Raw genomic sequence first — 17457 nt, forward strand, 5'->3', positions numbered from 1 at the left:
GTGTGTTTGGAGACAGCCAGTTTACCAGCACCCTGTCTGTCAACTTCCACTTCCCCAAGATCCCGCGAAGAACCTTATTTTTTGGGGTAAAATAACAAACTTGGATATGACAAAAAAAGCAGACATTCTGTGATAAATCTCATATCCTGTGCGGCGTCACGAGGTGTTTGCTGGCAAGGTATCACAAGGTAACAAAGTGTTATTTTTCGTTAGAAAATAATTTCAGACCAGGCCTGACGCGGCTTGCAGCCTGATAGCGAAAAAATACCTGGCCACGACGCCGAATACTGCACAGAAAATTGACCTGGATTAAACCATTGCAGGTCTGATTTCGTTACTTTACAACATATCCATACTGACACGGTGAGACAGGAAGCCTCATTGGCGACCATCTCTCCAAACAATATCAATAATATGGGGTGAAACCATGTACGAGAAGTCTGTTGTTATTACTGCTGAAAACGGCCTGCACACCCGTCCTGCAGCTCAGTTCGTGAAAGAAGCCAAAGAATTCCAAAGCGAGATCACTGTGGTCTCCGGTGGCAAATCCGCCAGCGCCAAGAGCCTGTTCAAGCTCCAGACCCTGGGTCTGACCAAAGGCACCAACGTGACCATCCAGGCTGACGGCCCGGACGCTCAGAAAGCCGTTGAGAAGCTGGTTGCCCTGATGGACGAGCTGGAGTAATCCAGCTTTACTCCTCCCCCACAGTCGTTTTAATAGGAAGGATTATGATATCTGGCATTCTTGCGTCCCCCGGTATCGCATTCGGCAAGGCGCTTCTTCTGAAAGAAGATGAAATCGTTATCAATCAGGGCAAGATTCCCGCCGAACAGATTGATGCCGAGATCAACCGCTTCCTCGAAGCCCGCACCAAATCAGCCGCACAGCTGGAAGCCATCAAAGAGATGGCCGGTCGCACCTTCGGTGAAGAAAAAGAGGCCATCTTCGAAGGCCACATCATGCTGCTCGAAGATGAAGAGCTGGAAGGGGATATCAGATCCTTCATCAAAGAACACAAGGCCTCTGCCGACAGAGCCGTTCACGAGGTGATCGAACAGTACGCCAAGATGATGGCCGATCTGGATGACCCCTATCTGCGTGAGCGCGCCACCGACTTCCGTGACATCGGCACCCGTCTGGTCAAGAACGTACTGGGCATCGCCGTTGTCAACCTGAGCACCATCGACGAAGAGGTCATCCTGGTCGCCAAAGACCTGACCCCGTCTGAAACCGCTCAGATCAACCTGAAATACGTGCTGGGCTTCGTCACCGACATCGGTGGCCGTACCTCCCACACCTCCATCATGGCCCGCTCCCTGGAGCTGCCGGCCGTTGTGGGCACCAACGACATCACCGAGCGCGTCAAGAACGGTGACACGCTGGTGCTGGATGCGATCAACAACCAGGTCATCATCAACCCGACCGCCGACCAGTTGAACGAAGCCAAGAAGTTCCAGGCCCAGTTCCAGGCCGAGAAGGACGAGCTGGCCAAGCTCAAAGACCTGCCTGCCATCACTCTGGATGGCCACCAGGTCGAAGTGTGCGCCAACATCGGGACCGTCAAGGATACCGAAGGCGCCATCCGCAACGGCGCCGAAGGCGTGGGTCTGTACCGTACCGAGTTCCTGTTCATGGACCGTGACGCGCTGCCGACCGAAGACGAGCAGTTCAAGGCTTACAAAGAAGTGGCCGAAGCCATGCCGGATCAACCGATCATCGTCCGTACCATGGACATCGGCGGCGACAAAGAACTGCCCTACATGAATTTCCCGAAAGAGATGAACCCCTTCCTGGGCTGGCGTGCCGTGCGTATCTTCTTCGATCGCACCGACATTATGCACGCCCAGCTGCGGGCCATCCTGCGTGCGTCTGCCTTCGGCAAACTGCGCATCATGTTCCCGATGATCATCTCCGTCGAAGAGTTCCGCAGCCTGAAGGCTACCGTGGAGACGCTGAAAGCCGAACTGCGTGCCGAAGGCAAAGCCTTTGATGAATCCATCGAAGTCGGTATCATGATCGAGACCCCGGCCGCGGCCGTGATGGCTCATCATCTGGCCAAGGAAGTGGATTTCTTCAGTATCGGTACCAACGACCTGACCCAGTACACCCTGGCTGTCGACCGTGGTAACGAGATGATTTCCGCCATGTACAACCCGCTGTCACCCTCCGTCCTGACCCTGATCAAGATGGTGATCGACGCTTCCCATGACAATGGCAAGTGGACCGGTATGTGCGGTGAACTGGCTGGTGACGAACGCGCCACCCTGCTGCTGCTGGGTATGGGTCTGGATGAGTTCTCCATGAGCGCCATCTCTGTACCGCGTATCAAGAAGCTTATCCGCAACACCAACTTCGAAGATGTGAAGGCCATGGCCGACCAGGCGCTGAGCTTTGCCACCGCCGCCGAAATCGAAGCGTGCGTAGATAACTTTATTAAGCAGAAGGCAGTCTGCTAAGATCGGCTGCAAACAGCGACAATCATCTCTAGGAGCTTTTACTATGGGTCTGTTCGACAAACTGAAGAAACTGGTTTCCGACGACAGTTCTGACACTGGCGGCATCGAAATCTTTGCTCCGCTGTCCGGCGAAATCGTCCCCATCGAAGATGTGCCTGACGTCGTCTTCGCCGAGAAGATCGTCGGCGACGGCATCGCCATCAAACCGGCCGGCAACAAGATGGTTGCTCCGTGCGACGGCACCATCGGCAAAATCTTCGAGACCAACCACGCGTTCTCTCTGGAGTCCGACTCTGGTATCGAGCTGTTCGTTCACTTCGGTATCGACACCGTCGAGCTGAAGGGTGAAGGTTTCACCCGTATCGCTCAGGAAGGTCAACAGGTCAAGCGCGGTGACACCATCATCGAGTTCGATCTGGCCGTTCTGGAAGCCAAAGCCAAGTCTACCCTGACGCCTGTGGTCATCTCCAACATGGACGAGATCAAAGAGCTGGTGAAGATGACTGGCGCCGTGACCGTGGGCGAAACCCCGGTGATCCGCATCAAGAAATAATGCGCCCTGGCCTGACGCCAGCGACCGCCAAAAACCGAAGCCTGGTGCTTCGGTTTTTTTTTGCCCCTTCCATCCCCCGATACTCCATGGGCTCCCGCACAGGTCAGCATGACGGCAAACAGGCAGAAATGTTATCGAGATCAACACGGGCATAAGCAAGCCGAGTACCCTCAAGAGGGATACCTGCGGGTCCTTTGGCTCGATATGAGACGGGATGAAAAGAGATAAGCCGCTTAAGTGGCGAGGAGACAACGATGCTGAGAAATTCCGAACAACGTTATGGCAGCCTGAGCATAGGGCTGCACTGGTTGACCTTGCTGCTGATGATCGCCGTCTATGCGCTGATGGAGTTCAGGGACATCTTCCCCAAAGGGTCGGCCGGACGCGACCTGATGAAGGAGTTTCACTTTATGGTGGGTCTGCTGATCCTGGCGCTGGTGGTCGTGCGCCTGCTGGTGCGCGTGGGTAGCCCTTCACCGCGTATCGTGCCCGAGCTCTCCCCCCTGATGCTCACGCTGGCCAAGCTCGCCCATCTGGCGCTCTATGGCTTCCTGATCCTCACCCCGCTGCTGGGCTGGCTGCTGTTGAGCGCAGGGGGCAAGCCCATTCCCTTCTTCGGCCTGGCGCTCCCCGCCCTCATCGCCCCCGATGACGGCCTGAAGGGCACCATCAAGGAGTTGCACGAGACGCTGGCCAACATTGGCTATGCTCTGATTGCCCTGCACGCAGCGGCAGCCATCTACCACCACCATGTGCTCAAGGACAACACCCTGACCAATATGCTGCCCGAGCGCAAATAACCAGCAACGGGTTGCACACCAACAAAAAGGCCCCTGTGACAGGCAATGCTGTTCAGATAAGCACTTTTTTGACTGATTATTCATAAATTGGATTTGAGTTGAGGGGGCAAGGCTGTGTCCAGTCGATCTTCCTCCAGCCTTTATCCAGCGGGGCTTGCAATAGAAAGAGGGAGGCATCATGCCTCCCTCGATTTTTTGTCCTGATACTACGTGGACTGGAACTCAAATTCTCTTAAGTGAACAGCATTGCCCTGTGACAGGGGCCTTTTTGTTCATGGAGGGCCATGGGCGACACGTCGTCAGCCGGGCAATACCACCCGGCTTTCGCCGCCACCGAGGGCCTCCACCCGCACCTGCACGCCGATCCGCTCCACCAGGGTCTGCACGTGGGAGATGACCCCGATCTGACGACCGGCCGCCTGCAGGGAATCAAGGCTGGCGAGCGCCAGATCCAGGCTGTCGGGATCGAGCGTGCCGAAGCCCTCGTCGATAAACAGCGATTCGACCTGGGTCTGGCGCGACGACAGGCTGGATAGGGCCAGCGCCAGCGCCAACGACACCAGGAAGCTCTCGCCGCCGGAGAGGGAATCCACCGAGCGCACCTCGTCCCCCATGTCGAGATCCACCACCTGCAGCGCCAGATCGGTGCCGGGCACTCGCTCCAGCCGATAGCGGGGGGAGAGCTCGGCGAGCTGGGCGTTGGCCTCCAGCAGCAGCCGCTCCAGGGTGAGGCTCTGGGCGAAGGTGCGCAGCTTGGCGCCGCTGGCCGAACCGATAAGGTCACAGAGCCGCTGCCAGTGATCCGCCACCGCCTGCTGGGCGGCCAGCTCCTCCTGCAAGGTACCCGCTTTGAGGGCCGCCGCCTCGGCCTGGGCCAGCGTGCTCTTGCACTGGAACAGCTGCTCGTCGAGAGCGCGGCAGTGCGCCTCCAGCGCCGTCAGCCGGCTGTCGAGCTCCGGCGGCGCCAACGCGGCCAGCTCGGGGTGATGCTCGCGGTAACGATCCCGCTTGCTCTCCTCCAGTGCCAGCGCCCGCTGCCGCTCGGTCAAACGGGTACGCGCCTCGGCGCGGGCATCCTCCAGCGCCTGCAAGGCGGCGCGGCGCGACTTAAGCTCATCCGGGCTCATGGCCAGCAGGCGGCGCAGGTCGTATTCGGCGATGCCGAGGCTGCTGGCGTGGGCAGCCCAGCGCCCCAGCGCCTCCCGCCGCCGCCGGCTGCTCACCTGCTTCTCCTGCTCCAGATGGCTGAGACGGGTCTTGAGCTCTGTCTGGCGCTCGCGAAGGGTGCGGGCCGCCCCCTGCATCGTCTCCAGCTCGCTGGCCAGTTGCTGCAGCCGCTGCTGCCAGCGGCTCTCGACCAGGGCAATCTCCTCGCCCCCCAGACAGGTGGCACGACTGGTAACCAGCCCCTGCCGTTGCTGTTCATGTTCCTTGTAGTCGCGCTCGAGCTTGTGCAGCAGCTCACGCTGGGTCTGCAAGCGCGCCTCCTGAGCACTCAGGGCCGGGGTGAGGCTGGCAATCTCGCCGGTCAGCCGCTCCCACTCGCTCTGGCCGTGCAGCCAGGCCTCGCAGGCCCGCTGCCACTCGCGCCACTGCTGGCTGCCCAGCCACTGACGCCAGGGCTGGCCTCCCATCTGCTCGTCGAGCCGGCTGCCCCCCTGCTCAAGGCGCTGGCGCAGGGTCGCTTCCTGCTCGCCCATCCCCTTCACCTCCCCTTCCAGGGCGATGCGCTGGCGGTCGGCCTCCTGCCACTGCTGCTCGAACTGCTGGTACTGGCTGGCCAGCTGGCTCAGCTGCTGGCGCACGGCCTGCAACTGCTGCTGCCCCTGCTGGGCCTCGCGCAGTTGCTGCTGGCTGCGGGCCAGCCCCTGCTCCAGACTCTGGCCGCGGCCGAGCAGGGTACTCATCAACTCGTTCCACTCGATCGGGCTCTGACGTAGCGGCAACGGATGGCCCAGCAGCTCGGCACCGCCGAGCTGCTGCCAGCGCTGGGTCAGCTGCTCGGCGCGCGTCTCCAGCTCAGGCAGATGTTGCTGGCGCACCGCCAGCTGGCGGGCCAGCTCCTGGCGTTCGCTCTCGCACTGAATGTATTGGTGATTGAGCCGATCCCACTCAAGCTCCAGGCTGCGGACGCGCTCCGCCAGTTGCCCCAGAATGCCCGCCACCTGTGGCTGGCTCTGGTGATAGGGGTGTTCCTCGGCGCCGCAGAGCGGGCAAGGTTCACCATCGCGCAGGATGTGGCGATGCTGCTCGAAACTGGCGATGGCACGGGACTGCTCCAGCGCGTGGCGTGCCTCGTCCCGCTGCAGGGCGAGCCGCTCACGAGCCGGCGCCAGCTCGTCGCCGAGGATGGCCAGCTTGCCGAGCGCCTGCTCCAGCTGGGCGATCTCCTGCTGCAGGCGACCATGCTGCTCGCCGTGATTGCGGCCATAGTCGGCCAGCTCCAGCAGCTGGCGCAGTTGGCCCAACTGTTCGGTCTGCTGCTGCCACTGCTCCTGCGCCTTGGCCAGGCGCCCCTCCCACTGCTGCTCCTGCAGCTCGTGCTGCTGTTGCTGCAGCCGCTCCTGCTCGCGTTGCCAGTAGTCGCGCTCCTGCTGCCCCTGCTCCAGCTGGTGCTGCAACTGCCTGAGGACACGCAGCTTGTGCTCGCGCAGGGTGAGCAGCTGCTGCAGCCTGTCGGCATCTTCGGCCCAATCCTGCATGGCGGTGAGCAGGGGCTGCCATTGGCGGGCCACCGGCGCCAGCTCCTTGTGCTCCTCAAGCCAGGCGCCCCACTGCTGGTGCTGGGCCTTGAGCTGCTCCACCTGCTGGCGCTGCTGGTGCCAGCCCTGCTCCAGGGTGAGCTGCACCTCCCGCTCCTGCGCCCCCTCCTGCTGGATCTTCTGCAGTTGCTGCTGCTTTTCCCGAATGCGGGTGTCGAGCTCCTGCGCCCGTTTGAGTTCAGGCTGCAGGGCGCCCCACTCGCGCTCGGCGGCTATCTTCTCCGCCAGCAACTGCTGTTCGGTGAGGGCGCTCTGCTGGGTCTGCTCCTCCAACTTGCCAAGTTCGGGGCCAAGCTCGGCCAGCGCCTTCTCCTGCTGCTGCACCTCCAGGGTGAGGCGGGCCAGCTCGTCGTGATCGGCGCGGGCCACCTGGGCCTGCTCGGCACGGGCGAACTCCTCACGCTCGGGGGCGGCCGCACCGTGGGCCGCCTCGGCCGCGGCAAGGGCCGCCTCTCCCTCCTGACAGGCCTGCAACTGGGCGGCGATGCGGCCGTTGAGATCGCGCAAATCCTGCATCAGCTGCTGTTGCTGCTGCTCGTGCTTGAGATTGGTGGCGAGGCTGACCTGCTGGCTCACCCACTGCTCGCGGGTCGCCTCGTCCATCAGAGCCACGTCACCGAGCCGCTGGCTGATGGCAGCCAGTTTCTGCTGCTCCTCCCGCGCCCGTTCATGGGTTTGAATCGAAATGGCGGAGTAGAGCTCGGTGCCGGTCATCCGTTCGAGCAGGGCCGAACGCTCGTCGGCGCTCGATTTGAGGAAGGCGGCAAACTCCCCCTGAGGCAGGATGACGGCGCGGCGAAACTGCTCCCAGGAGAGCCCCACCAGCTCGTCGATGCGATCCTGCAGCTCCCGCTTGCTGCCACTGAATACCTGGCCCGACACCACGTCGGTCAGGCTGCGTTCCTGGGCCTGAAAGCGCCCCTCGGCGCGGTTGCGGGCCCGGCGCACCGCCCAGCGGGCCAGCCAGATGCGGCCGTCACAGCCGCGAAACTGCACCTCGGCAAAACCGCTAGCATGGCCGCGGCTGAGGATGCCGCGCACGTCGTTGGCCTTGAGCTTCTCCTCGTCATCCATGCGGCCCACTTCGGCGACATTCTTGCGATTGGCGATAAAGCGCGGCATCTCGTCGTAGAGCGCCAGACAGATGGCATCGAGCAGGGTGCTCTTGCCAGCGCCAGTATTGCCGGTGATGGCAAACAGGCCGGCAGCCCCCAGGGCGCCACCGGCAAAATCGATGGTGAATTGACCGGTCAGGCTGGCCAGATTCTCCCCTGACAGCGACAAGATTTTCATTGGCTGGACTCCTTCACCTGCTCCAGGATCTCTTCAAACGACGCCACCAACTCGGCCTCCGGCTCCCCGTCGAACTGACGCTGATAGCAGAGGCGAAACACCTCGGTGGGGGAGAGTTCATCGAGCCGGCGCTGGCCGGCACCGTCCGCCAGCCCCTGGCCCGAGCCCTGATAACTGGTCGTGATGCGGGCAAGACGCACCGGCTTGTCGCCGATGGCGGCCAGCACGCGCTCGCGGATGCGGGCCTCGGGTTTGGGCAGCAGCAGCCGCACCTCGAGGAAGGGCTGCGCCTGCTGCGGGCAAGCGGGCAGCGCCAGCGCCTCGATGGCCTGGAGCGCCTCGTCAAGGCCGCTCTGGGGCAGCCGGATCATCTCCACCGCCCGGGGCACCGGGATCCGCTCAAGCTGGGCCAGCTTGCCCCCCTCAAACGTCACCTCCAGCACCTGATGGTTGTAGTTCGCCTCGGCCAGCGAGAGCGGCAGCGGCGAGCCGCTATAGTGCACCCCCTCGGCCGGGCTCTGGGCCAGGTGCAGGTGACCCAGCGCCGTGTAGTCGGCGGCGGCAAACAGCTCGGCAGGCAGGGCATGCTGGTTGCCGCCAAGCACCCGCCGCTCAGAGAGCTCGGAGAGCTGGCCCGCCGCCAGATAGGCGTGGCCCATGGCGATGAGGGCCTGGTCCGGATGGCAGCGCGCCCGCCCCTCGCTCAGCACCGCCTCATAGACCTGGCGTACCCCTTCGATGAGTCTGTCCTGCCCCTCCCTGAGCCCTTCTGGGCGCAGATCGCTGCTGCGCAGAAACGGCACGGCGGCGCACCAGGCGGCCACCTCGCCGTTCTTGCCTCGCAGCGGCACCAGCAGGCGCTCGGTCTCGAGGCGTCCCTCGTCGTCCCGGCTGATGCTGCCCACCAGATGCAGGTCGAAGGCGCGCAGCAGCTCGTGGGGGGCATCCAGCTTGGAGGGGGAGTCGTGGTTGCCGCCGATGAGCACCATCTCCAGTGCCGGGTGCTCGGCCCGCAGCCGTGCCAGGAAGCGGTAGAGCTGCTGCCAGGCACTGGCGGGAGGGTTGGCGGTGTCGAACAGATCGCCCGCCACCAGCAGGGTATCGATGTCGCGGGTCTTGATGGTGTCGGCCAGCCAGTCGAGGAAGGCGTCGTGTTCGAAGCGGCGGTCGTGGCCGTGAAGCTGATGACCGAGGTGCCAGTCGGCGGTGTGCAGGATCTTCATGGAAAACGGCTCTATAAGGAGAAGAGAGCGGGGCGAGGGCGCCCCGGGATGGAGACAAGATGAGGATGGTGCCCCCCGTTTTCAACCGGGGCAGCCCCAGACGTCAGATTCAGACGGCTTGGTAATGCATCTGGTACTGAAGATGGCCGGTGAGGGGATCGGGCACCTCCCCCCCGATTTCAAAGCCGTGGCGGCGGTAGAAACGCACCGCTGGCTCGTTCTCCACGAAGACCCGGGTATGCAGCTCGGCACATCTGGATCTGGCCTCCTGCAACAGGGCGTGCCCCACCCCCCGCCCCTGCCTATCGGGGCGCACGAAGAGTGCAGCCAGGTAATCCTCCACCAGCGCCATGAAGCCGAGCAGATCCCCTCGCTCCTCGAACACCCAGATGCGGGCGTGATCGAGGTAGCGGGTACGCAGCTCCTCCTGAGCCTGCCACCAGCAGGAGGCATCGACGAAATCGTGGGCCTGCAGGGAGGCCAGGAGCCAGATTTCGACGATCTCTTCCATGTCTTCCGGCCGACTCTGTCTCAACATGGTCGCCTCCTTGTCAGCAATGTGAACACTCGCAGTCTAGGGGAGTTGGGCCCGCTCACGGGGGTTCAAGGTGGGGCCCTGTGAGATCGATCGCCCTTTATTTAGCGAGAATGATTGGCTGATCACAAAGCGCCTCTCTAGTACAATGCCCACCGGACAATCTAGAGACCGAGGACGCCATGTGGTTTAAAAACCTGCAGATTTACCGCTTTACCCGCCCCTTCGACCTGACCGTTGAGCAGCTGGAAACCCAGCTGGAAGCCTGCGCCTTCACCCCATGCGGCAGCCAGGACATCTCCCGGTTCGGGTGGGTCAAGCCCCTTGGCAAATTCGGCTCCACCCTGACCCACGCCGCCTCTGGCCACATCCTGCTGTGCGCTCGCAAGGAAGAGAAGATGCTGCCCGGCACCGTGGTCAAGGAGATGCTGGCGGAGAAGGTAGAAGCGATCGAGTTCGAGCAGGGCCGTGCCCTCAAGAAGAAAGAGAAGGAGGCGCTGAAAGAGGAGATCATGCACACCCTGCTGCCCCGCGCCTTCAGCCGCACCAGCCAGACCTTCGCCTGGATAAACCCTGCCGACAACCTGATGGTGGTAGATGCAGGCTCCGCCAAGAAGGCGGACGATCTGCTGGCGCTCTTGCGCAAATCCATCGGCTCCCTGCCGGTGGTGCCGGTGGCCCTCAAGAACCCGCCCGAGATCACCATGACCGAGTGGCTCAACGAGGGCAACCTACCCGCCGCCTTCACCCTGGAGGACGAAGCCGAGCTGCGCAGCGCCATGGAGCACGGCGGCATCATCCGCTGCAAGCAGCAGGATCTGATGAGCGAGGAGATCAAGAATCACCTGGCCAACGACAAGCTGGTGACCAAGCTGGCCCTCAACTGGGGCGAAACCCTGAGCTTCGTGCTGGGGGATGATCTCTCCATCAAGCGCCTCAAGTTCAGCGAAGAGCTGCGCGAGCAGAACGACGACGTCACCAGTGAAGATCCCGCCGCCCGCCTGGACGCCGACTTCGCCCTGGTCACCGCCGAGCTCTCCCAGTTCATCCCGGCCCTGTTGGCTGCCCTGGGCGGTGAAGAGCAGTCCATCTAAGCAAATTGGCTCAGCCTGATTGCAAAAAACCGCCTTCACGGCGGTTTTTTCATCTCCATCGGCATCATCGCCACGGGCTGGCCCCCTCCGGGGTAGCGCCGCCGCGCAATCTCCTGACCCCATAGGTTGCAGCAGCATGGCGCACTGCCCCGGCAGCATGACACCTCGCTAGAGTGCCCCCCTTTCCTGCAACAGTCGATGAAGTCGCTGCGCCAGGGTGCGGTAACCCTCGGCATTGAAATGCACCGTATCGGACTTCAGGGCCGGGTCTCGCAGCAACTCGCCGATGCTGTCGTTGTCCAGCACCAGCCCGTACTGCTCTGCCAGCTCCTCGTAGAGGGGAGCGCCATCGGCAAACAGGGATTTTCGGGGCACCCCGACAAGCAGGATCTGGGCCCCGCTCCCCTGCACCGCCTCTATCATGGCGGCGAGATTGGCCTTGAGGGCAGCCTCCCCGCTGCCACGCAGGATGTCGTTGCCCCCCTCCAGCAGGATGACCAGAGCGGGTCTGTGCCGGGCCAGCAACCCGGGCAGGCGGGCCCTGCCGGCCTGGCTCAGCTCTCCGGACACCCCGCCATTGACCACGGGATGGCCGCTCAGGGTCGCCAGCACGCTGGGGTAGCTTTGGGACGGGCTCACCCCGCGCCCCTCGGTCAGACTGTCCCCGAAGGCGAGCAGGGTCTCCCCCTGGGCCAGCGGTCTGAAAGTCGGCTCCCCGCAGGCCGCCAGCAACAGGCAGAGTAGCCCCGCCATGCAAGGTTTCGCCAGCGTCCCCCGGTGTGTCATGAGCGCCTCCTTGATAGTTTTGTAACCATATGAGTATTAAGACAAACTTTTAATCAAGCTCCAAGTGTGACACATTTCGGCAGGTGAACAAGAAACCGACAAGGAGCCTGTCATGTCCCTCAAACCCCTCGGCCTGCTGGTCGCCCTCGGCCTGCTTGGCGGCTGCGCCTCCCAGGATGGCTTTCACTATGTCCCTCCTCCCCAGACCCTGATCGCCCCGGAGGCGGCCAGCGGCTGGATTGACAAACCGGGCTGGCAGGGCCGTGACTTCATGGTGGCGGCGGCCAACCCGCTGGCGGTGGACGCGGGCTACCAGATCATCAAGGCGGGGGGCAGCGCCGTCGATGCAGCCATCGCCGTCCAGCTGGTGCTGACTCTGGTGGAGCCCCAATCCTCGGGTATCGGCGGCGGCTCCCTCATGCTGGTGTGGGATGGCAAGCAGGTGGCGGCGGTGGATGGCCGGGAGACAGCCCCCGCCGCTGCCACCGATCAGCTCTTCATGAAGGAGGGCAAACCCATGGCCTTCTATGAGGGGGTGGTGGGCGGGCGCTCCGTCGGCGCCCCCGGCACGGTGCGTGCCCTGGCCCTGGCCCACGAGCGCTATGGCAAGCTGCCCTGGGCCACGCTGTTCGAACCCGCCATCACCCTCGCGGAGCAAGGGTTCGTGATAAGCCCCCGCCTCGCCACCCTGCTGGCAAAAGATCCCTATCTGGCCGGGGATCCGGACGCCCGTGCCTACTTCTATCAGGCGGACGGCACTCCCAAGACGGCCGGTACCCGGCTCACCAACCCGGCCCTGGCCAGGGTGCTGCGTACCCTGGCAAGCGACGGCCCCGACGCCTTCTATCGCGGCCCGCTGGCCGAGGCCATGGTGGCCAAAGTGCACGCCCACCCGACCAACCCCGGGGTGCTGAGCGCCGCCGATCTCGCCAGCTACCGGGCCAAGCTGCGGGACGGGCTCTGCTTTGACTATCGCCAGAGCGAGATCTGCGGCTTCCCGACCCCCTCCTCCGGCACCATCGCCCTTGGCCAGATTTTCGGCATGCTGGAGAGCCGGGACATGGCCGCCCTCAAACCGGTACAGGGGGAGCAGGGTCAACTGGCCGCCTCCAGCGAGGCCATTCACCTCTACAGCGAGGCGGCACGCCTCGCCTTCGCCGATCGCAACCAGTATGTGGCCGACGGCGACGTCGTCGACGTGCCGGTGACAGGTCTGCTGGACAAGGGCTATCTGGCGCAGCGGAGGCACCTTATCGGCAACCGCTCCATGGGCGTCGCCCAGCCCGGCAACCCGCCCCGGGCGCTGGCCAGGGGCCGGGACGCCACCCCGGAGCTGCCCTCCACCAGCCACATCTCCATCGTGGACAAGAGCGGCATGGCGGTGGCCATGACCAGCTCCATCGAGGATGGCTTCGGCTCGCGGCTGATGGTCAACGGCTACCTGCTGAACAACCAGCTCACCGACTTCTCCTTCACCTCGGTGGACGCCGCCGGCCTGCCGGTGGCAAACCGGGTGGAGCCCGGCAAGCGCCCCCGCTCTTCCATGTCGCCCCTGCTGGTGTTTGACAAGGCAAGCGGCGAGCTCGAGATGAGTCTGGGCTCCCCGGGAGGCTCGGCCATCATCAACTACGTGGGCAAGGCGCTGCTCGGCACCCAGGATTGGGGGCTCGACCTGCAGCAGGCCATCAACCTGCCCAATTTCGGCAGTCGCAACGGCCCCACCGAGCTGGAGCAGGGGCGCACGCCCGACGCCGTGGTACAGGGGCTCAAAGCCAGAGGGCATGAGGTCCTGCTTAACGAGCAGACCTCCGGGCTGCAGGGCGTCCAGCGCCATGCCGACGGCTGGCTGGGGGTCGCAGACCCCAGACGTGAGGGGGTCGCCAGGGGAGAGTGATGCCCCTTCAGCACCCTCGTTCACCATGGAGGAGGCCCGCCTCCTCCATGCCGTGTGCTCATAGCTGCCTCCCAATATCATCATCGATTGATTATTCCTGCCAATTTTTCTTTAACTGCACACTCATTTCACCCAATTGCAATGCATTAAAGATGCTTTTCATCAAAATCAACGAAAAAACTGGAACAGTGTTGCTCATGGCATATAAATGCATTACTTTTCAATAGAAACGGCATCTGTTGCCCTCAAGATTCCCCCTTGATACGGCCAACTTCTGTCTCTTTCGCCCCCTGCTCATTGACAGCTGCCCTCTTCGCCTTCGGGTGATCTGGTAGCCCCTGACTGCCATTAGCGAGGTGACGACATGGACCACTCACTCCCCCTTATCACCACCCTGGTAGGCGGCCTCGTGCTGGCCTACCTCTTCGGCATGCTGGCAAGCCGCCTGCGCATCTCCCCCATGGTGGGCTACCTCGCGGCCGGCGTGGTATGCGGCCCCTTTACGCCGGGCTATGTCGCCGATCTGCGGCTCGCCCCCGAGCTGGCCGAAATCGGCGTCATCCTGCTGATGTTTGGTGTCGGCCTGCACTTTTCCGTAAAAGACCTGCTGTCGGTGAAACACATCGCCATCCCGGGAGCCATCGTCCAGATAACCCTTGCGACCCTGCTCGGCCTTGGCCTCTCCCAACTGCTCGACTGGACCGTGACCGCCGGCCTGGTGTTTGGCCTGGCCCTCTCCACCGCCAGTACCGTGGTGCTGCTGCGCGCCCTGGAGAGTCGCGGCCAGCTCGACACCAACGAGGGACGCATCGCCATCGGCTGGCTCATCGTGGAGGATCTGGTGATGGTGCTGGCCCTGGTACTGCTCCCCATCCTCGCCAACCTGCAGCAGGGGGGCGAGGCACTGACCCCGGCCCAGGTGATGGCGGATATCGGCCTGACCCTGGCCAAGGTGGCTGCCTTCATCGCCCTGATGGTCATCGGCGGGCGACGCCTCATCCCCTGGCTGCTGGCCCGCACCGCCGCCACCGGCTCCCGCGAGCTGTTCACCCTGGCCGTCCTCTCCTGTTCCCTTGGCATCGCTTTTGGCGCCGTCAAGCTGTTTGGCGTCTCCTTTGCCCTCGGCGCCTTCTTCGCCGGCGTCGTGATGAACAGCTCCCATCTGAGCCACAAGGCGGCCAACGACACCCTGCCCCTGCAGGACGCCTTCGCCGTGCTCTTCTTCGTCTCCGTGGGCATGCTGTTCGACCCCGTCATCCTGCTGCGCGAGCCCCTGGCCGTGCTGGCCACCCTGTTCGTCATCGTGATCGGCAAATCCGTGGCCGCCTTCGCCATCGTGCGGCTCTTTGGCCACAGCCAGCGCACGGCGCTGACCATCTCCGCCAGCCTGGCACAGGTGGGGGAGTTCTCCTTCATCCTGATGGGTCTCGGAGTCATGCTCGAGCTGGTCCCCGGAGTCGCCCGTGATCTGGTGCTGGTCGGCGCCTGTTTCTCCATCGTGCTCAATCCGCTGGTCTTCAACCAGGTGGAGCGCTGGCTGAGGCGCCATCCCGAGCCACGCACCGATGGGTCACCTCACCTCTGCCCCTTGCAGGGCCATGTGGTGGTAGTGGGCGCCGACGAGATAGGCCAGCACCTCATCCGGCAGTTGCATGAACAAGGCAGGGAGATGGTGGTGATCGACACCGACGAGCGACTGCTGGCCCCCTGGCGCGCCATGGGAATCACCTGTCTGGCGGGCCATCCCATCCAGCAGGATCTGCTGACGGCGGCGCTGCCCAACGCCAGCTGGCTGCTGATCACCCTGGATGACAGCCTGCTGGCCGGTGAGATAGCCATCAGGGCGCAGGAATACGGCGCCCTGATGCGTATCGCCGCCTGTGCCCACCAGCACGAGGAGGTGCATCATCTGCGCGTGCGCGGCGTGCATCAGGTGGTCAAGAGCGAGGAGGAGGCTGCGCGGCGACTCTGTCACCTCGCCATGGAGATGGCCTGAAGCTCATCGGAAGTCACGAGTCCCGGCGACGGGACCAGACAAGAAGCCCGGGCCTGCTGCCCGGGCTTTTTGCATGACGGGGCGATACGGCCGTCCCCTCACAGCAGATCGTGCTTGTCCAGCAGGCGATAGAGGGTGGCCCGGGAGATGTCGAGCGTGCGGGCCACCTCCTCGAGCTGATCGGGGAAGCGGGCCAGCGTCCGTTGCAAGGCCTGACGCTCCGCCGCTTCGCGCACCGCCTTGAGCGAGCCGTCGAGCAGCAGGCTGTCCATGTTGGTCAGCTCCATGTCATCGGCTTCGATGAAGGGGCCGCTGCACATGACCACCGCCCGCTGAACCCGGTTGCGCAGCTCCCTCACATTCCCCGGCCAGCCATAGGACTGCATGGCCTGGCGCGCCTTGCGGGTGAAGCTGAGCACCCGCCCGCCCCGCACTTCCGCCAGAATGTCATCGGCAAGGAGCTGGATGTCTTCCGCCCGCTCACACAAGGCCGGGGTGCGCAGGCGCACCACGTTGAGCCGGTAGTAGAGATCCATGCGAAAGCCGCCGCTGGCCACCGCCTGCTCCACATCGATATTGGTGGCCGCGATGATACGCACATCCACACGACGCGTCAGGTGGCTGCCCACCGCCTCTATGCACTGCTCCTGCAAGAAGCGCAGCAGGGTTGCCTGATCCTCCAGTGGCAACTCCCCTATCTCGTCGAGAAACAGGGTGCCGCCATCGGCGGCCTCTATTTTGCCTATCTTGTGGTGCTGTGCCCCGGTGAAGGCCCCCTTGACGTGGCCGAACAGCTCGGACTGGATGAGCTGATGGGGCATGGCCCCGCAATTGACCGCCACGAAAGGGCTCTCCTCCCCGAACGTGCTGTAGTGCAGCTCCCGGGCCACCAGCTCCTTGCCCGTGCCGCTCGGTCCCGTCACCAGTACGGGCAGGCGGCAGTGCTGCAACCGCACGATCTGGTCGCGCAACTGGCGGATGGGGGCGCTCTCCCCCTGGATGAAACGAAGCTGGGGTTGCAGTCGGGGGCGGTGTCGCCGGATGAGGCGCGCCATCCCCAGGGCATGTCCCAGGCTGTGGGAGAGCCTGTCTCTGTCCAGGGGAAAGGTGTGAAAATCATGAAAACAGGCTGCCAGCAAATTGCGAAGGGCTTCGCTGGCGAGACAGTCCCGCTGGATGAGGCCGATCCACAAGGCGCCGGAGTGCTGCGCAATCAGGTTGTAGAGGGCTTCGTGCTGCTGATGCTCGATCACCACCAGCACCAGGGGATAGTCCTTTTCCTGCAGTTTTTTCTCTGCCACCACCAGGGAGCTTGCCTGCTCCACCTGCCACTCGCCTTGTTCCAGCAGGCTTTCCAGTACGGCACATGAATTGATGAGCAACAATGCCGTTTCTGTCATAGGGACAACTCCTTGTTATCGCCACTGCACGAAGGAGTCTGACGACTTGTCCAGATAACTCCCTTTATCATCAAATGGCGCCATTTAATATGGCCAGACGATGATAACTATAAACCATCCCGCCTTTAGATTGATGGCACCACAATATTGAGACAGCCAAATTATCCGTGAGAAAAAATAAATCCATTGATAAATAAGCGCTTACTTCACGACATAATATGTCGCTCTCAACATTGAGACGTAAAAACAATTATATCAAATAAAAAACAACTAAAAATCATATGGTTGTAAATTGGCATGGTCGTTGCTCTCTCCAATAAGCCCTCCTGGCATATGGAGACAGAACATGAAAATATATATTGCATTGGCAGCATTTCCTTTTCTGGCATTTGCCACCCCCTCAATGGCACAAAACCGGGTCGATCTCGGTGCTCAGGCATTGAGCAATATTCGTGGTTCCATGGGCGTCAATATGGTTGCCGGCAATAACAACCAACAAGGCAATCTTGCCGCCATCGCCATTTCGGGTCCGGCCGTCATTCAATTTGGTCAGCTGAATCAATCCACCACCAATCTGAACGGCAGCCAGGGAAGGTGCGAACAAGTCCCTGATATGAGATCATGTTTGTCATCTGGAGCCATGGAACAGGGTTCATCATGAGTC

General features: G+C 62.6%; 13 protein-coding genes. 8 read left to right on the plus strand and 5 right to left on the minus strand.

Annotated elements, in window-relative coordinates; translation table 11 throughout:
* Positions 1 to 427: 427 nt before the first annotated feature.
* The 4 genes from PG892_RS18125 to PG892_RS18140 all read left to right on the plus strand — a co-directional run bounded on the left by PG892_RS18125 (position 428) and on the right by PG892_RS18140 (position 3810).
* Positions 428 to 685, plus strand: a complete 258-nt coding sequence (locus PG892_RS18125) for an HPr family phosphocarrier protein (protein WP_005303128.1) — start codon at positions 428 to 430, stop codon at positions 683 to 685.
* Positions 686 to 729: 44 nt separating this feature from the next.
* Positions 730 to 2457, plus strand: a complete 1728-nt coding sequence (gene ptsI / locus PG892_RS18130) for a phosphoenolpyruvate-protein phosphotransferase PtsI (RefSeq protein WP_103859081.1) — start codon at positions 730 to 732, stop codon at positions 2455 to 2457.
* Positions 2458 to 2500: 43 nt separating this feature from the next.
* Positions 2501 to 3010, plus strand: coding sequence for a PTS glucose transporter subunit IIA (crr, locus tag PG892_RS18135; protein WP_010673569.1), 510 nt, complete (start codon positions 2501 to 2503; stop codon positions 3008 to 3010).
* A 254-nt stretch (positions 3011 to 3264) separates the two neighbouring features.
* Complete coding sequence (locus tag PG892_RS18140; protein ID WP_053288243.1) at positions 3265 to 3810, plus strand: cytochrome b; 546 nt, start codon at positions 3265 to 3267, stop codon at positions 3808 to 3810.
* A 299-nt stretch (positions 3811 to 4109) separates the two neighbouring features.
* Here the strand turns inward: PG892_RS18140 and PG892_RS18145 are convergent, their stop codons facing one another.
* From PG892_RS18145 to PG892_RS18155, 3 genes are all read right to left on the minus strand, one after another.
* Complete coding sequence (locus PG892_RS18145; protein ID WP_103859082.1) at positions 4110 to 7865, minus strand: AAA family ATPase; 3756 nt, start codon at positions 7863 to 7865, stop codon at positions 4110 to 4112.
* Positions 7862 to 9088 (minus strand): exonuclease SbcCD subunit D C-terminal domain-containing protein, encoded by a 1227-nt coding sequence (locus PG892_RS18150; protein ID WP_103859083.1) that lies wholly within the window; start codon positions 9086 to 9088, stop codon positions 7862 to 7864. Before PG892_RS18150 ends, PG892_RS18145 begins: the two co-directional genes overlap by 4 nt.
* Positions 9089 to 9197: 109 nt before the next feature.
* Positions 9198 to 9626 carry a GNAT family N-acetyltransferase gene (locus tag PG892_RS18155; RefSeq protein WP_103859084.1) on the minus strand — a complete coding sequence of 143 codons (429 nt, stop codon included), beginning with the start codon at positions 9624 to 9626 and terminating at the stop codon, positions 9198 to 9200.
* A gap of 179 nt (positions 9627 to 9805) precedes the next feature.
* On the opposite strand from PG892_RS18155, the gene rdgC reads away from it, so the two are divergent.
* Entirely contained in the window at positions 9806 to 10717 is a 912-nt protein-coding gene (gene rdgC, locus PG892_RS18160; RefSeq protein WP_160837442.1) for a recombination-associated protein RdgC, read from the plus strand.
* A 168-nt stretch (positions 10718 to 10885) separates the two neighbouring features.
* On the opposite strand, the gene PG892_RS18165 is transcribed toward rdgC, so the two are convergent.
* Positions 10886 to 11503 (minus strand): arylesterase, encoded by a 618-nt coding sequence (locus PG892_RS18165; RefSeq protein WP_103859086.1) that lies wholly within the window; start codon positions 11501 to 11503, stop codon positions 10886 to 10888.
* Positions 11504 to 11615: 112 nt separating this feature from the next.
* Here PG892_RS18165 and ggt point away from each other — a divergent pair, with 112 nt between their 5' ends.
* Both ggt and ybaL read left to right on the plus strand, forming a co-directional pair.
* The gene (ggt, locus tag PG892_RS18170) at positions 11616 to 13397 is read left to right on the plus strand and encodes a gamma-glutamyltransferase (RefSeq protein WP_270825637.1); all 1782 of its coding nucleotides are present in this window, start codon (positions 11616 to 11618) and stop codon (positions 13395 to 13397) included.
* A 364-nt stretch (positions 13398 to 13761) separates the two neighbouring features.
* The gene (ybaL, locus tag PG892_RS18175) at positions 13762 to 15393 is read left to right on the plus strand and encodes a YbaL family putative K(+) efflux transporter (protein ID WP_043155825.1); all 1632 of its coding nucleotides are present in this window, start codon (positions 13762 to 13764) and stop codon (positions 15391 to 15393) included.
* A 98-nt stretch (positions 15394 to 15491) separates the two neighbouring features.
* Here the strand turns inward: ybaL and PG892_RS18180 are convergent, their stop codons facing one another.
* Entirely contained in the window at positions 15492 to 16793 is a 1302-nt protein-coding gene (locus PG892_RS18180; RefSeq protein WP_010673560.1) for a sigma-54 dependent transcriptional regulator, read from the minus strand.
* Between the two features lie 346 nt (positions 16794 to 17139).
* On the opposite strand from PG892_RS18180, the gene PG892_RS18185 reads away from it, so the two are divergent.
* Positions 17140 to 17454 carry a hypothetical protein gene (locus PG892_RS18185; RefSeq protein ID WP_270825638.1) on the plus strand — a complete coding sequence of 105 codons (315 nt, stop codon included), beginning with the start codon at positions 17140 to 17142 and terminating at the stop codon, positions 17452 to 17454.
* Positions 17455 to 17457: the final 3 nt, after the last annotated feature.

Source organism: Aeromonas sp. QDB68, assembly GCF_027707405.1.
Classification (GTDB): Bacteria; Pseudomonadota; Gammaproteobacteria; order Enterobacterales; family Aeromonadaceae; genus Aeromonas; species Aeromonas caviae.

Coding starts and splice junctions, on each gene's coding strand:
- PG892_RS18125 (WP_005303128.1), top strand. CDS start 428: ATGTACGAGAAGTCTGTTGTTATTACTGCTGAAAACGGCCTGCACACC.
- ptsI (WP_103859081.1), top strand. CDS start 730: ATGATATCTGGCATTCTTGCGTCCCCCGGTATCGCATTCGGCAAGGCG.
- crr (WP_010673569.1), top strand. CDS start 2,501: ATGGGTCTGTTCGACAAACTGAAGAAACTGGTTTCCGACGACAGTTCT.
- PG892_RS18140 (WP_053288243.1), top strand. CDS start 3,265: ATGCTGAGAAATTCCGAACAACGTTATGGCAGCCTGAGCATAGGGCTG.
- PG892_RS18145 (WP_103859082.1), bottom strand. CDS start 7,865: ATGAAAATCTTGTCGCTGTCAGGGGAGAATCTGGCCAGCCTGACCGGT.
- PG892_RS18150 (WP_103859083.1), bottom strand. CDS start 9,088: ATGAAGATCCTGCACACCGCCGACTGGCACCTCGGTCATCAGCTTCAC.
- PG892_RS18155 (WP_103859084.1), bottom strand. CDS start 9,626: ATGTTGAGACAGAGTCGGCCGGAAGACATGGAAGAGATCGTCGAAATC.
- rdgC (WP_160837442.1), top strand. CDS start 9,806: ATGTGGTTTAAAAACCTGCAGATTTACCGCTTTACCCGCCCCTTCGAC.
- PG892_RS18165 (WP_103859086.1), bottom strand. CDS start 11,503: ATGACACACCGGGGGACGCTGGCGAAACCTTGCATGGCGGGGCTACTC.
- ggt (WP_270825637.1), top strand. CDS start 11,616: ATGTCCCTCAAACCCCTCGGCCTGCTGGTCGCCCTCGGCCTGCTTGGC.
- ybaL (WP_043155825.1), top strand. CDS start 13,762: ATGGACCACTCACTCCCCCTTATCACCACCCTGGTAGGCGGCCTCGTG.
- PG892_RS18180 (WP_010673560.1), bottom strand. CDS start 16,793: ATGACAGAAACGGCATTGTTGCTCATCAATTCATGTGCCGTACTGGAA.
- PG892_RS18185 (WP_270825638.1), top strand. CDS start 17,140: ATGAAAATATATATTGCATTGGCAGCATTTCCTTTTCTGGCATTTGCC.